The organism is Caballeronia sp. LZ032 (genome assembly GCF_031451315.1).
In the GTDB taxonomy this organism is placed as follows: Bacteria; Pseudomonadota; Gammaproteobacteria; order Burkholderiales; family Burkholderiaceae; genus Caballeronia.
Genome location: NZ_JARUXP010000007.1, coordinates 111,689 through 125,345, shown reverse-complemented (window position 1 = coordinate 125,345; position 13,657 = coordinate 111,689). Strand labels below are relative to the sequence as shown.

16 protein-coding genes and 1 pseudogene are annotated in these 13,657 nt (G+C 60.1%); 5 read left to right on the top strand and 12 right to left on the bottom strand.

The features are described 5' to 3' along the window. Positions 1-1,177, top strand: a pseudogene (locus QCE69_RS37125) (integrase); the annotation flags it as partial. A gap of 123 nt (positions 1,178-1,300) precedes the next feature. Here QCE69_RS37125 and QCE69_RS37120 read toward each other — a convergent pair. Further along, a protein-coding gene (locus QCE69_RS37120) for an IS3 family transposase (RefSeq protein ID WP_309935871.1) occupies positions 1,301-2,535 on the bottom strand; the annotation gives its coding sequence in 2 pieces (ribosomal slippage) (positions 1,301-2,181 and positions 2,181-2,535; 1,236 coding nt in all). A 47-nt stretch (positions 2,536-2,582) separates the two neighbouring features. Here QCE69_RS37120 and QCE69_RS37115 point away from each other — a divergent pair. Continuing rightward, positions 2,583-2,930, top strand: coding sequence for a hypothetical protein (locus tag QCE69_RS37115; RefSeq protein WP_309935870.1), 348 nt, complete (start codon positions 2,583-2,585; stop codon positions 2,928-2,930). Positions 2,931-2,954: 24 nt separating this feature from the next. Here the strand turns inward: QCE69_RS37115 and arsN2 are convergent, their stop codons facing one another. Genes arsN2 through QCE69_RS37080 form a run of 7 tightly spaced genes read right to left on the bottom strand, consistent with a single transcriptional unit; the run spans position 2,955 to position 7,813 of the window. Beyond that, positions 2,955-3,404, bottom strand: a complete 450-nt coding sequence (gene arsN2 / locus QCE69_RS37110) for an arsenic resistance N-acetyltransferase ArsN2 (RefSeq protein WP_309935869.1) — start codon at positions 3,402-3,404, stop codon at positions 2,955-2,957. Further along, positions 3,401-4,711, bottom strand: coding sequence for an MFS transporter (locus QCE69_RS37105; RefSeq protein WP_309935868.1), 1,311 nt, complete (start codon positions 4,709-4,711; stop codon positions 3,401-3,403). The genes arsN2 and QCE69_RS37105 overlap by 4 nt, the downstream gene beginning before the upstream one ends. Next, the gene (gene arsH / locus QCE69_RS37100; RefSeq protein ID WP_309935867.1) at positions 4,680-5,441 is read right to left on the bottom strand and encodes an arsenical resistance protein ArsH; all 762 of its coding nucleotides are present in this window, start codon (positions 5,439-5,441) and stop codon (positions 4,680-4,682) included. The genes QCE69_RS37105 and arsH overlap by 32 nt, the downstream gene beginning before the upstream one ends. Before the next feature lie 15 nt (positions 5,442-5,456). Continuing rightward, positions 5,457-6,518, bottom strand: coding sequence for an ACR3 family arsenite efflux transporter (gene arsB, locus QCE69_RS37095; RefSeq protein ID WP_309935866.1), 1,062 nt, complete (start codon positions 6,516-6,518; stop codon positions 5,457-5,459). Next, the gene (locus tag QCE69_RS37090; RefSeq protein WP_309935877.1) at positions 6,505-7,026 is read right to left on the bottom strand and encodes an arsenate reductase ArsC; all 522 of its coding nucleotides are present in this window, start codon (positions 7,024-7,026) and stop codon (positions 6,505-6,507) included. The genes arsB and QCE69_RS37090 overlap by 14 nt, the downstream gene beginning before the upstream one ends. Next, complete coding sequence (locus tag QCE69_RS37085; RefSeq protein WP_309935865.1) at positions 7,023-7,484, bottom strand: ArsI/CadI family heavy metal resistance metalloenzyme; 462 nt, start codon at positions 7,482-7,484, stop codon at positions 7,023-7,025. The genes QCE69_RS37090 and QCE69_RS37085 overlap by 4 nt, the downstream gene beginning before the upstream one ends. Then, complete coding sequence (locus tag QCE69_RS37080) at positions 7,481-7,813, bottom strand: metalloregulator ArsR/SmtB family transcription factor (RefSeq protein ID WP_309935876.1); 333 nt, start codon at positions 7,811-7,813, stop codon at positions 7,481-7,483. The genes QCE69_RS37085 and QCE69_RS37080 overlap by 4 nt, the downstream gene beginning before the upstream one ends. Positions 7,814-8,067: 254 nt before the next feature. Between QCE69_RS37080 and QCE69_RS37075 the strand changes: the two genes are divergently transcribed. The 3 genes from QCE69_RS37075 (at position 8,068) to QCE69_RS37065 (ending at position 10,673) form a co-directional block, all read left to right on the top strand. Beyond that, the gene (locus tag QCE69_RS37075; protein ID WP_309935864.1) at positions 8,068-8,670 is read left to right on the top strand and encodes a cation diffusion facilitator family transporter; all 603 of its coding nucleotides are present in this window, start codon (positions 8,068-8,070) and stop codon (positions 8,668-8,670) included. A gap of 592 nt (positions 8,671-9,262) precedes the next feature. Next, positions 9,263-10,345: a primase-helicase zinc-binding domain-containing protein gene (locus QCE69_RS37070; protein ID WP_309935863.1), complete on the top strand. Its 1,083-nt coding sequence runs from the start codon at positions 9,263-9,265 to the stop codon at positions 10,343-10,345. Between the two features lie 103 nt (positions 10,346-10,448). Further along, positions 10,449-10,673, top strand: coding sequence for a hypothetical protein (locus QCE69_RS37065; RefSeq protein WP_309935862.1), 225 nt, complete (start codon positions 10,449-10,451; stop codon positions 10,671-10,673). 69 nt (positions 10,674-10,742) lie between these two features. On the opposite strand, the gene QCE69_RS37060 is transcribed toward QCE69_RS37065, so the two are convergent. The 4 genes from QCE69_RS37060 to QCE69_RS37045 form a co-directional block, all read right to left on the bottom strand. Next, the gene (locus QCE69_RS37060) at positions 10,743-10,961 is read right to left on the bottom strand and encodes a hypothetical protein (protein WP_309935861.1); all 219 of its coding nucleotides are present in this window, start codon (positions 10,959-10,961) and stop codon (positions 10,743-10,745) included. 4 nt (positions 10,962-10,965) lie between these two features. Then, the gene (locus QCE69_RS37055) at positions 10,966-11,118 is read right to left on the bottom strand and encodes a hypothetical protein (RefSeq protein ID WP_309935860.1); all 153 of its coding nucleotides are present in this window, start codon (positions 11,116-11,118) and stop codon (positions 10,966-10,968) included. Between the two features lie 124 nt (positions 11,119-11,242). Further along, positions 11,243-11,569: a hypothetical protein gene (locus QCE69_RS37050; RefSeq protein WP_309935859.1), complete on the bottom strand. Its 327-nt coding sequence runs from the start codon at positions 11,567-11,569 to the stop codon at positions 11,243-11,245. Then, positions 11,566-12,597, bottom strand: a complete 1,032-nt coding sequence (locus QCE69_RS37045) for a PRTRC system protein D (protein WP_309935858.1) — start codon at positions 12,595-12,597, stop codon at positions 11,566-11,568. The genes QCE69_RS37050 and QCE69_RS37045 overlap by 4 nt, the downstream gene beginning before the upstream one ends. Positions 12,598-13,657 lie beyond the last annotated feature (1,060 nt).

Below are 13,657 nucleotides of genomic sequence, written 5' to 3'. Positions count from 1 at the left end.
CATTGGGTTGATCCCTTCTGCCTGCGGCAGGCTTAGCCTGCCGCATTCTCCGACGCTTGTCCAAAGAATTCTCAACGGCCCTGGCGCGACGCATACGACGGAGGCGCTCGTCGTTGAGGTGTTGGACGAGTTGCATATCGCAACGCAGGGCGCCCGCAGCCTGGCTCGGCGCTACCACGAGACGCGAGACTTGCTGGCCGACGTGCAGTGTGCGAGCGAGGTGGATAGCGCGGCATTGCCCTTGGTGCTCGGCCTGAAAAGCACGAACGTCGCACAGTTCCTTCGGTGCCGCGAAATTCCGTTTCGCCTGCTGCACGGACGAATCCAAGTAAGCCGGACAGATTTGCATAAGGGCTTGCTGCGGGACCATTGGACAAAGCCCGTCATTCCGGGCGGACACCGAACCGGTCTGGCATTGCACGACGCGCTTTGCGTCGTCTATGCCAACCAGATGCATCGGGGGACCAAAACGACCCTGACCTACGCGGCGCGACCCATCACCGATCAGAACGTCAGCGACTTCCTGGGTGGCCGAGAGGCATGCGCGTCGATCTTCGAACGCCACAACATTGTGAAAAGGGACGGGGGGCGCATCGAAATCCGCTCACACGGCTTCCGTCACTTCCTTAACCACCTCCTTGACGAAGGCGGTGCGCCGGATCTGGTCCAAACGAAGTGGTTCGGCCGGAAGTATGCAGCAGATACCAAGGCTTACCAGCACATGACCGTCGTCGAGCGCGCCGCGCAGGTGGTGAGCGAGGTCATGGGTGGCCGAATGAGGGGCGCGGTGCCAGACATCGCAAGCGCGCTTCCTGCTGATCGTGCACAGACGTTTCTCGCGGCGCGCATTCATGCCGTGCACGACGTCGGCGCGGGTATGTGCTTGCACGACTTCCAGATGTCGCCGTGTCCGCGCCATCTGCAGTGCAGCGCCGATTGCAATGACTATGTTTGGCGTGAGGCCGACATCGAGCGCATCGACGAACTGAAGCGCCAGGCGGCGGTCGTGAGCATAAGTCTGGATACGACGCGTGAGCTTGCGAACGACGGTGTCATGCTGCCAGACTGGATCACCCACCTACGGTCCAAGTATGTGCAGTTGATGACGCAACTGGCCCCTTTGGGCTTTGGGCAGACGGAGCTTGAGCGCTATATCGCGGGAGGGGGTGATGGGTAAGACCATTCGCGCCAATGCAAAGCTTGATGATCGCAAGGTGGCCAGCATCCTTGCCGAACTGCAACGCTGGGGGAATGGTGAGTTCGTGGACTTGCCCCCGCATAACCGGACACCCGGTCACGCTTAGGTTGGAGAAACTGCTTGCCGACGAAACTCACGAGGCGAGCGGTATTTCAGGGCGCTGTGCGGGTGTGACTCGTTATAGTGGTCGAACGCGATGGCCAGGTTTTGCAACGCCGTCCTGGCGTCGGGTTTCGGCATCCACGAAACGTAATCACGCTTCATCGTTTTAACGAAGCTCTCGGCCATCCCGTTGCTTTGCGGGCTTCTGACGGGTGTCGTGACCGGCTTCAGTCCGATTTTCCGAGAGAACTTTAATGTGTCGTCGGCAATGTAGCAGGAACCATTGTCGCTTAACCACTCGACTTCGGTTTCGGTCTTCAGCGCGCCGGCGAAACGGTTCTCGACGGCTTGAAGCATGACGTCACGCACCATGTCGCCAGTGTAACCGCCTGTGCTTGCGGCCCAACTCATGGCTTCGCGGTCGCAACAGTCGAGTGCGAAGACGACACGCAATGGAGCACCGTCATCGCAGCGGAACTCGAAGCCATCCGAGCACCAGCGCACGTTGCTTCTGTCCACCGCGACCTTGCCATCATGCCGACGCGTAGACGAGACTTGACAAGGGCGACGTTCAAGCAGCAGGCCGTGGCGACGCATCACGCGATACACCCGCTTTGCATTCACGCGCGGTTGAGCCAGCGCATCCCGGCTTCGCCTCAGCAGCGCCCAAGCACGTCGGTATCCATATGTCGGCACGTCGCCTAACAGCTCGTGAAGTTCGGCGACAAGCGCCATGTCGTCGAGGACCGGCATCTTGCGCCGGTCGACCCAATCAGCCGACCGCTTCGATTTGACTGCGAGATTCGAGCGCGACACACCCAGGACTTCACAGACCGTTTTCAACGGTCGTCCCCCGGCAGCAATGGTGAGCGCGCAGTCAATTTTTTTGCTCGACCATACTCCACTGCTTCACGGAGGATTTCTACCTCCATCGTCTTCTTTCCCAGCAATCGCTGCAGCTCACGAATTTGCTTCATTGCTTCGGCTAGGTCTGATGCCGGCACAACCTGCTCGCCGGCAGTGACCGCCGACAGACTCCCGTCCTGATAGAGCTTGCGCCAGCCGAAGACCTGGTTGGCATTTACTTGATGCCGGCGAGCGACGCCAGAAACGGTCGCGCCGGGCTCGAACGTCTCGCGAACTATCGCGAGCTTCTCTTCAACAGAACGCCGGCGGCGCTGCTCCGGCTGGGTCAGAACTTCTAGTGGTTCCACGTTGTGACTAGGCTTAAACATAGGCAGAAGACTACCTCAAAATTTAAGCGTTGCCGCATGTCCGGTATTTGCGGGGGCCGGCCCAGTTCGGACGGGGGCTAACGTGGCGGAGCATTGAAGAATGCTCGGGCTACACGCGGCAGGCGTTAAGTCGCCATCCGCCGATCCTGCAGGCCTATCAGACGGCCAAGCGGGCGCTCGACAAGCCGAAACGTCGTTCACGCACGAAGTCCGCCAGCGACGAGATCCTCTACCTTGATCAAACGGTCCGCAGCTTGCGTGAGCAGCTCAGTCATTACCAAGCGGCGGAGCGCAGTTGGATCGAACGGTGGCAGCGCATTGCCTATCAGTGCTCGCGCCGCGGGCTGAACATCGAAGAGCTCGACAGCCCAATCGACGGACAGCGCCGACGATGAAGGACTGCCGTGAGCGGGGTGGCGCTAGTGCTCCCCGAGCTGCTTGTGCAGGCACATGGCGCTTGCTGGGCACAACAGCGAAAACTCCGTGTTCTGCCGAACGTCCTCTGGGACGGCGCGCCGGTCGATGACTATGTACCCGCGCTTACGAAAAAACCCATCTGCTGTCGTCGTAAGCAACCACAGCTGGGCGCAGCCCTCGTCCATTGCCATCTGCTCGGCGCGCAGGACCAAAAGGCGACCGAGGCCCAAGTTCTGATATTCCTTGGCGACTGCGAGCGACCGCAGCATCGCACCATCGGCGAATCGCTCGAGACCTACGCTTGCGACGACGGCGCCGCCGGGATTGTGAACGACGAGAAAGCGATCAAGATGCATCTCGGTAATATCCGTCGCCGGCAGCCCGCTTGCTGTGAGGAGAGCCTTGATCTGCACAAGTTCTGTGACCTGCGCACCGCTTATTTGCAAGTTCAATTGGGCACCTTCGGTTCGGCGGCCGACTCGGCTGCGGCGAGAGCGGCCATATCGCCAGATCGCTCATTATGATGCGCATGAGACGGGGCAAGCCGCATTGCCGCCATAAACGCAATTGCGGACAGTAGCGAGACAACCAGCACGGCCCATTCGACCGGCATATAGCTATCGTGGAACGCCCAGATTGCGGCGGCCGACAACGGCGCGATGCCCTTAGCGATGTTGGAAGGCACAGAGAGCAAACCACTCGTCGCGCCGTAACCCTCAGTCCACATGACATCCTGCACGATGGTGCCGCGCAGAATGGTCATCATGCCGTTTGCGCCACCGTAAACCGTCGCGAAGGCGGCGAGCCAAAACGTTGAGGTGCCGCAAGCCATCAGAATCACGACTGAGAGCGGGAATGCAGTGGTGACGATCAGCCCGACGCGTGAGGGTCGCACGGCACGGCCGACTGTCGCCCAAAGGATGCGGGCGAGTACCTGGGCGGGACCGATGATGCCCATCGTGAATAGGATGACGGCTGAAGGAACCTTCCGCTCGGTCATCAAGGGCACAAGATGGAAAGTAAGCGCGGCGAAGGTTGCGTAGTACGCCGTGAAGCACACGGCGAGTCCCCAGAACGTCGGCGTGCGCAGCGCACGACGCGTGGCGGCGGCATTGATCGCCTTCATTGCCGTGCGCTGGCCCGTACCGGTCTGATGCGTGGCGCTACGTCGGATCGCGACCCACTGCAAGGGCACACATAAAGCAAGATTGAGAATGGCCAACACGACTAGCGCCTCACGCCACCCCAACCACGTTACCAGGCCCTGCGTGAGCGGGATGAACACAGTGCTGGCGAAGCCGGCGACAAGTGTTACCTGCGTAATCTTGCTACGGAAGCTTGCTGGAAAATCCATCGTGATGATGGAGAAGACGGGGTCGTAGAGCGTGGCCGCCATCGCCACGCCCAGACCGATCCATACGACGTAAAGTACGGCGATGCTGTGCGCCTGAGACCAAAGCAGCAGCATGGCAGCGCTCAGCACCGAACCGGCGACCATGACGCGCCGGCCGTAGCCGTGATCGATCCACTTGCCAACCGGGTACGCGGCCAATCCCGATACCAGGAGACCGCATGAGAGCGCAGCGTTCGTTGAGATTCGGCTCCAGCCCATCGCCTGCTCCATCGGCACGACGAAGAGTGAGAACGCGTAATAGACGGAACCCCACGAGACGAGTTGAGCGACGGCGAGCGCAAGCGTCGCGATGGCATCGCGACGGATCACGCGCTTACTGCGCTTCGCTGTCGTCGGTGTCGGCATTGCCATCGACTTCGTGGTCCATCGCCGCTGCTGCGAGCGACGTTGCCTGTGCCGGCCTCGCTTCCTTGCGCTCGCTATAGCGATCCGTAAGGTAGTCGGATCGGTCTCGAACCAGCAGCGTGAACTTGATGAGTTCTTCCATCACGTCGACGACGCGATCATAGTAGGCAGACGGCTTCATCCGGCCGTTCTCGTCGAACTCCTGCCAGGCCTTTGCGACCGAGGACTGGTTGGGGATGGTGACCATGCGCATCCATCGTCCGAGCACACGCAACGCGTTCACCGCGTTAAACGACTGCGAACCGCCACAGACCTGCATGACCGCGAGCGTGCGGCCTTGGGTCGGCCTCACGCCCGCTGCCTCCAGCGGCAGCCAGTCGATCTGATTCTTGAACACCGAGGTGAGCGTGCCGTGACGCTCCGGGCTGCACCACACCTGGCCTTCCGACCACTCGGAGAGCTTGCGCAGTTCGACCACGTTCGGATGGTCCGCTGGCACGCTGTCGACCATGGGTAAGTCGTGCGGGTCGAACACGCGCGTTTCAGCGCCAAATGTTTGAAGCAGGCGTTCGGCCTCGAGCGTCAGAAAGCGACTGTATGACGTGGGCCGCAGCGAGCCGTACAACAACAGGATCCGGGGCGCGTGTGTGGAGATCGATAGGGGCTGCAGCTTCTCGCTGTCAGGGATATCGACGTGGGCGGCGCTTAGATTGGGGAGATTCGGAAACATAGCTCTGAAGAACGGTCAGGCGGCTTCGTACCAGCGTTGCGAGCGATTGACGACGCCCACCACCAGCAACATGACGGGCACCTCGATGAGCACACCGACCACCGTTGCCAGAGCCGCGCCCGAGTGAAACCCAAACAGGCTGATCGCAGTGGCGACCGCTAACTCGAAGAAGTTGCTCGCGCCGATCAGACTCGAGGGACCGGCGACGCAATGGGCGACGCCCAGGCGGCGATTGAGCAGGTAGGCGAGGCCCGAGTTGAAAAATACCTGGATCAGGATCGGGACCGCGAGCATCGCGATGACCAGCGGCTCACGCACGATCGCTTCACCCTGAAAGCCGAATAACAGCACGAGTGTGGCGAGCAACGCGGAGATCGACCACGGACCCAGACGGGCGACCGCGTGTTTGAAGTGCGCTTCACCGCGAGCGAGCAGATGCTTGCGCAGCAACTGGGCCAGCAGCACCGGGATGATGATGTACAGGCCGACCGAGACAATCAGCGTGCCCCACGGCACCGTGATCGAGGACAGACCGAGCAGCAGTGCCACGAGCGGCGCGAATGCCACGACCATGATCGTGTCGTTGAGCGCGACCTGCGAGAGCGTGAAATAGGGATCGCCCTTGCACAGTTGCGACCACACGAAAACCATGGCGGTGCAGGGGGCAGCCGCCAGCAGGATCAGTCCGGCGATGTAGCTGTCGAGTTGATCGGCAGGCAGCCATGCGGCAAATACATGTCGCACGAAGATCCAGCCGAGCAACGCCATCGAGAACGGCTTGACGAGCCAGTTCACCAGCAAGGTCACGCCGATGCCGCGCCATTGGCTCCCCACCTGCGCGAGCGCGGAGAAATCAATCTTGACCAGCATCGGAATGATCATCACCCAGATCAGCACGCCCACGGGGAGGTTCACCTGTGAGACTTCCATGCCGCCAATCGCATGAAAGAGCGCAGGAAAGACGTGTCCAAGCGCGATGCCCGCGACGATGCACAGCGCGACCCAGACCGTCAGATAGCGCTCGAAAAAGCCGATGCGGGGCGCCGCCTTACTGCGCGAAGTGTCAGTCGTGCTCATTGGATTCCTCAACGGGCTTCGCGCCGATCGCGCGCATCTCGTGCTGGATGGCGTTGCGGTCGAGCACGTGAAGCGGCAGGTTCACGAACTGGCTTACGCGCGTCATGATCTGGCGGTACACCTTGTTGAAGACCTTGCGCTTCTCCTCGTCGCTGCCTTCGAATGCCGCAGGGTCTTCGAAGCCCCAGTGTGCGGTCATGGGATGGCCCGGCCAGAGCGGGCAGACTTCGCCCGCGGCCTGATCGCATACCGTGATGACGAAATCCATCTGCGGTGCGTCGGCGGTGGCGAACTCGTCCCAGCTCTTGCTGCGCAAATTCGAGGTGTCGTAGCCAAGCGCCTTGCAGCGTTCAATGGCGAACGGGTTGACGGTGCCCCCCGGGTGGCTGCCGGCGCTGTACGCCTGGAACTTGCCTTTGCCGAGCACGTTAAAGAGTGCTTCAGCCATGATGCTGCGCGCGCTGTTGCCGGTGCACAGAATCAGAATCGAATACGGTTTGGTGCTCACGATCGCCTCTGCAGGGTGACGACGGTTTCGGTGGGGGAGCAACACGCGGCAGCGGTGGCCTCGGCCGAGCGATCGCGCGACTCGCCATAGACGGGCGCCGATTCCAGCGTATGGAACGTCTCCCATGCGACGCCTTGCGGATCGACCGTCCACGCCTTCTCCGAGCGGGCGTAGCAGCAGGTCGTGTCCTCCTGGACTTGAACCGGCAGGCGAGCCGACGCGAAGCGCGCGTTCATCTCAGCCAGTTCCGCTGTGTTCTCGACCTGGATGCCGATGTGATCGACACCCAGCGGCGCGCCGCGTTGTGAAATGGCGAAGTTGACCGCGGGATCCGTCAGTTCCCATTTGCAGTAGTCGGACTTGATTACCGTCGGCTCAACATTGCCGAACAAGGCGCTGTAAAAGCGCACGCTCTCGTTCAGGTCCTGAACCGATACATGGATGTGAATGCGCTTCATGCTGATTCTCCGCAGCAGTTCGATGGGTCGCTGGCCGCGCACGACGCGCCCGCACAGCAGTTCTCCGTCAGGAAACCAATGAGGCTGCTCATGGCCTCAAAGTTGGCCGAATAGAAAACGTAGCGGCCCTCTTGCCGGGCGCGCACGAGCTCGGCGTGCGAGAGGTCCTTGAGGTGGAAAGACAAGCTCGACGGCGCAAGTCCGACTTGTTGAGCGATCTCGCCGGCGGCCATGCCGTCGGGGCCGGCCACGACAAGTGTTCGAAAGACAGCGAGGCGCGATTCGTGAGCGAGCGCGCCGAGCACGCGTACGACGAGGTTCGAATCCATGTTTGCAGTTACCGTGACGTCCATGTTTGCAACGATAGCGCGCCCGATTCCATAATTCAAGAAATATCGAATCGACAGCTGCTGCACGACATGGCAAAGTGCGAGCATTCGGGGGAACATGGCTCCGAGAGTGCCACACCGGTGCAATGCCGACTCTCGTCGACGCAACGGCCTGCGCGCTAACGCGGGCTGCTTGTTGGCGTCGAAGGGCGATATGAAACACAGTCCGTGAACTGACAATTGAGGAGTCTGCAATGAGTTGCGAGTGCTCTCGCGTTCCGTCCGATACCGTGGAGCAGCGGAAAACGATCAAAGTTGCGCTGGCTCTTAACCTCGCGATGTTCGTGATTGGCGTCGGAGCAGGGTGGGCCGGGCAATCGACCGGAGTGTTATCTGACGCGCTAGACATGCTGACTGATGCAGCAGCCTACGCATTGGCCTTGATGGCGTTCTCACGCGGGTTCGCGTTTAAGAAGAATGCGGCCCGATGGACAGGCGGCATCCTGGTGCTCCTGGGGGTGGGGATCGTCGGGGAGGTCATCCGACGCTGGTATGTCGGCAGTGAGCCAGTCGGCTCAGTGATGCTGGCTTATTCCGTCATCTCGTTGGCCGTCAATCTCTACGTCCTTCTGCGGCTCACGAAGTACCGGCGCGGCGAGATTCATATGCGCGCCAGCTATATCTGTACTCGTGCCGACGTTCTCGCCAACATCGCGGTGTTCGTATCGGGCGGCATTGTGATGGTGACTGGCCTCCGAGTAGTCGACCTCGTCGTTGGGTTCGCGATCGGTCTGTACGTGTTGAAGGAGGCAATCGAGATCCTGCGAGAGGCGAACGGTGCGGGGGTCGCAGCCTGAGTGATCTTGCAGAAGTGGCTGGAGGGTTCACTTCCGTCGGCTCAGGAAGACCGGAACGGGCCACGTTCGTTCAGTAGTTCCGGCGAAAGACGGTGCGAATTCGCGAGCATTCGCCGCATCGGTCGGCGCCGCCTCGGCTAAATTGAGGTCTCACCCGCGCAAGATGCGCATCGATGATACCTCCGGGGCTCGTTTCGACCGCGAAGTTTACGCGTCGCGGAACGGACCAAGTCCCCGAGCCAGCGCACCACGGGTTCATGCGGCAATGTTGACCAGATGACGAAACAGAACCGTTTCGGCCCTATTAATGGGTCGGGAATGGGCGGCTATCTGATCCTCCCGTAAGAGCTCACCTCGCTTCCTGTTTTTCCTCACCTTCGTTGCTTCGTCGAACCGGAAACGGTCGGCGAAGCCGCGAAGCGTCTCTTTCCTACGCGACGCGGCCTCGCTCGTCGCTAGACCCACGTTTCGCTTCCCCTGCTGAAAAAAGCCGTCCGTCGTGCTCGCCTCGCGCGAGTCGGACGGCTTTTTTGAGCACGGTTTCACCGCCTGTTCAGGCATCGACCTCAACCACCCCAAACTGGAGTGAACAATGAATGTAAAGGACATCAAGCTGTCCCCGGAACAGTGGCTTGCGTTGCTCCAGAAGTACGGAGTGCCCGCGAGCTCGTTGACCGGGAAGGGCGCGCCTTGTCCCATCTGCGGAGGAAACGACCGCTTCACCTATGACAACAACCGTGGCCGCGGCGACTGGGTTTGCCGCAAGTGCAACGACGGCGACCGTAAGGCCGGTGATGGTTTCGAGTTGATCTGCAAGTCCGCGGGACTGACGTTCCGCGAGCTGATGGTCGAACTCGAAGGAGGGAGCCTCGCGGACGCTCGGAGAACTCGCGAACGTCCAGACGCGCCCGCTCCGGGCCGGAAGGTTGATCCCGAGTGGGCGAAGAAGCGCCTCGACTCGATGTGGGATCGGGCGACGCTTGTCGGGGCCGATGGCCTCGTGCCGCGCTACCTGCGCGAACGGGTGCCGGGTCTGACGGCACCGCCGTCTACGGCGCTGCGCATGGGGATGCTCGACTACTGGCACGAGAAGAAGGTCATCGGGCAGTGGCCGGGCATCATCGCTCGCTTCACGCTGCCAGACGGCCGTTTAGGAACGCTGCATCGCACGTTCCTTGAACGTTCGAAGCCGGTGAAGGCGTCCATCGTTACTAACGATGGTGAGATCCTCCCCGCCAAGCTGAACGACGTGACGCTTCATAAGCTCAACGGCGGCGCAGTCCGGCTAATGGATCCGGTCGATGGCGAGATTGGTGTTGCAGAGGGGCTGGAAACGGCATACGCCGCGCACATGCTCTTTGATGTGCCGGTCTGGTATTGCCTGAATCGAATCCTTCTTGCGGATTTCGTTGTGCCGGAAGGCTTTGGTATTCGTGTCGTGCATATCTACGCCGACTTCGATGCTGTCGAACCACGTACCGGGAAGTCGCCGGGCGTCGACGCGGCGTTGAAGCTGGCGAAGCGGCTCCGCGGTGAAGGGTACACGGCTATCGTTCATCGGCCGAAGAAGCGGGAAACCGACTTCGCTGATGAGTGGTGTGGATCTGACCGTGCGCACGCCCCGACGTCTGCAGTGGTAGTGCGCCGTGAGTTGCGCGAAGCACTGCATGTTTAATTCTTGGCGGCGTCTAGTCCGCTAACAGTAACTTTTGCCCGGTGGGGATTCGTCCCCGACCGGGGCCGCAATCCGCCCGAGCTTTTCCAATGGAGAAGAGGAAATGAGCTTTAGCATGATTGTTGGCCGGTATGAAATCGTCGCAACGTCCGGTGTCGAGAACGGCTCGGTCAGAGTTGGAAAGTCTGAGGCGGAAGCCTACGACGTGATCGACCGCAAACGAGGCGGTCATTCCCGACTGGAGAAGCAGGGCGTCACGCTGGACACTGCTTGGTTTTACTGTATTCGTCGACAGGCGAGCGCACAAGGTGTATCTCTGCTGCATTGATACCCCGTGAAGACAAAAGCCCCGACCGTTTGGTCGGGGCTTTTTTATTTGGCGGCTAGTAATCAGCGACTACTTGTAGCGCACCACGTACCACAAACGCCACCGCAGGAAGAAGAACGTGACCTTCAGGAACGGAACGAGGATGCCAGTTGCCCAACACATAACGAACGCACTAGACCCGATCAACACCTGAGTGAAGCCGCTCTTCGGCAGGTACGCGCAAACCCACATCACAAAGAAAGACGCCATCACGATAATGATGCGTCGCGTGAAAAATGGCAGCGCCATGAATCTAGCGTACATCATCGGCTCCTTCGGCTGAGCGGGACAAGGCGCGATGGAACAGATAAGCTGCCTCCCACGCAGCCAACGCGCCGGCCACGAAGATCCACATGCGAACGCCGCGCGTCCAGTCGGCTTGCGCCAACATTTCTAAAAAGGCCATTTCTCCCTCCGTCGCCTATGCAGGCCTGAACTATACGTTCCTATCTTGTCAGCATTCTCGCATTGTCAAGCGGTCGCGACGTATGCGGTCGCGAAGAGCAGCGACGCCCTTGCCGATCGCTGCGTCATCCCAGGTTCAGGTTTTCAGCCAGGAATGCGTAGTCGAAGTCTGGCTCGCCGTCGCCGACGGGTTGACTCGGTGCAGCTGTAACGACCGCGTCGCGCGCTGGCGCAATGATCGTTGGTCCGGCGATTGGCTGCCCGCTCGGAGCGGGCGCATCACGCGTCTCCGGCTGGTAGCTGACCGAAACGTTGCCTCGCAGCGCATCTTCGGCAAGGCGCTTCAACAGCGCCGCACGCTGCCTCGGGTTGGAGATCGCAACCAGAGCGTCAAACAACGCTGGCGTCACTATTTCGCTGATTGTTACCTTGATCTCCAAAGCGCCTGTCATGCGGGCACTCCTTCCTTGCGCTTCTTATCGCGCAGCATCGTTGCCTCGCCAGCGGCAAGAAATCCCTTGACGTTCGTGAAACACGGATCTGGCATATGGTCGATCCTCAAATGAGGAAAGCGCGCTTGTATTTCGGACTTGTAGAGAGCCGCACCCCCACCCGTGAGAACGATTGAGCGAATGTCCACTGTATTTTTCACACCGGCTTGGATAGCTTTTACCGCAGCGTCTATGACCGTTTGCGCTCCAGGCAAAAACTCACTAAGGTCGTAATCGTTCCCGTTGAGCAGCAACGTGGACCCGGTGCGCAACGCCTTATCGATCCGCTCGATTCCCTGCGTGTCGATATGCAGCTTCTCCTTGATGACAGCCGCGATAGCTTCGTAGTAGTGAGACGCGCCGCTGTGATGACCTCCGCTGCGCTCTTCGTCGATCGTCAGCCCCGTTGCCACTACCCAGTCCGTGGTGAAGTAGCCAACGTCAATAATGAGGTGCGGGTCCTCTTTGTCGAACTCGTGATAGCGCGAGAAGTTGACCAATGCACCCAGAGGCTGCGGCAGCACGATGACGCTCCCGACATCAAAACCAACCTCGCCGTACGCATTTTTACCGGCGAAGGCACTACGCAAATGCGCAACGTGGGTGTGGAAGTTGCGCATCGGCAGGCCGAGGACCAGGCGGTCGACCGATGCAATGTTGGCGAAATGAAACGCGCCTGCCAGCAACGCTGCATAGCTCGAAGTCGTACAGTAGTCATCGTTGAGCGTCGCGCCCGCATCGCCGTTGCGCGAGCTCAACAGGACGCCCGGACCAACCTGATAGCGCTTACCTTCGACCTCCACCGCGATCGTCTTCGGTGTCGTGATCAGCCCGGCGCTCTCCTTGGCGATCGTATGTGCCTTGTACGGCGGCGTCAGCGACGGAAACATAAACGTCGAGACGTCTGATCCATTGCGAAAGGCAACCTTGGTGTTGCCATAACCGACGTCGACAGCAAGGACCGGTGCATGTACTTTCATTGCGTTCATTCTCTCTCCAGAGCTTTTCAATAGGCCACACTCATCTGCCCGTTATCTGACAGAAAAGTGGCAGATAGGCGGTGATGATGGCGTTCTCTCTACCAACGTCCGGAAAACTGTCAGATATCTCCACCTCAACGGTGAGGAGCAAGAAAGGATGATGGGCCTTGCTTCAATCTGTTAGTTATCTCGACGAATTCGGTGAGAAAAGTCCACGTCACGGGTCCAACTCTACAGATCGCCACAGAAAGTCAAGGAAGCAAAAGCTCGCTACATTTAGGCAGCTTTCGAAAAATGCGTTGGCTTCCGAGAGGCTAATATTCCAATCACCAACCGCGCGACCAGCGCATCGACCTCCTATACGGACCATCGAGGGGACCGCTTTGCCTAGCGAAAATCCCCTCTGTCACAGGCCGCAAAATCATGCGGCCTTTTTCTCAAACAAATCAAACGCACCGTGAGCCAAGTTGAGGAACACGGACACGCGATATCCATTGGGTTTGCGGGCAGTTCAGCCCGAGAAAGCAAGTTGAGTCGAGGTGCGAGCGGACACGGACACAGTCTGCTGCTGCGATCACGGACGCATTCAACGAGCATGGACGCATCCTTACAGCACACGAAGCTGGGTACGTTGCATGAGGCCCGACACACCGCGGCGGATTCAACGCGCTTGGGGATGGGGGAGCGAGCAAGCCAGAAAGGCGACTGCTCCCTGTACGGAAGACGAACGGTCGGCGCAACCGGAACAAAACAGCGCAAGAGCAATTACCGAGCAATTGGCCTCAGCGCATCAGTGCTAAGGCCGGCGCGGTAGCCGTAGCAGCGGCACAGCCCGATCGCGAAGCGAAATGCTCGCGGTTGGACTGCCGGCAGCAGCGGGGAGAACAATCAACGGCGAGAGGTTCCGCGAAGCGGACCTGCGTTGATGCCTACCGGCAGCTAGTCGGCGGCGGTCAACACGCGAAGCGTGAGACCGGCAGCACGCAGCAACACGGACGGTCGATGCACGTCTCTTCCACGTGCGGGGCTGATCGAATGGAATCGCTAAAGGCGAGGAAGGGCGGACCCG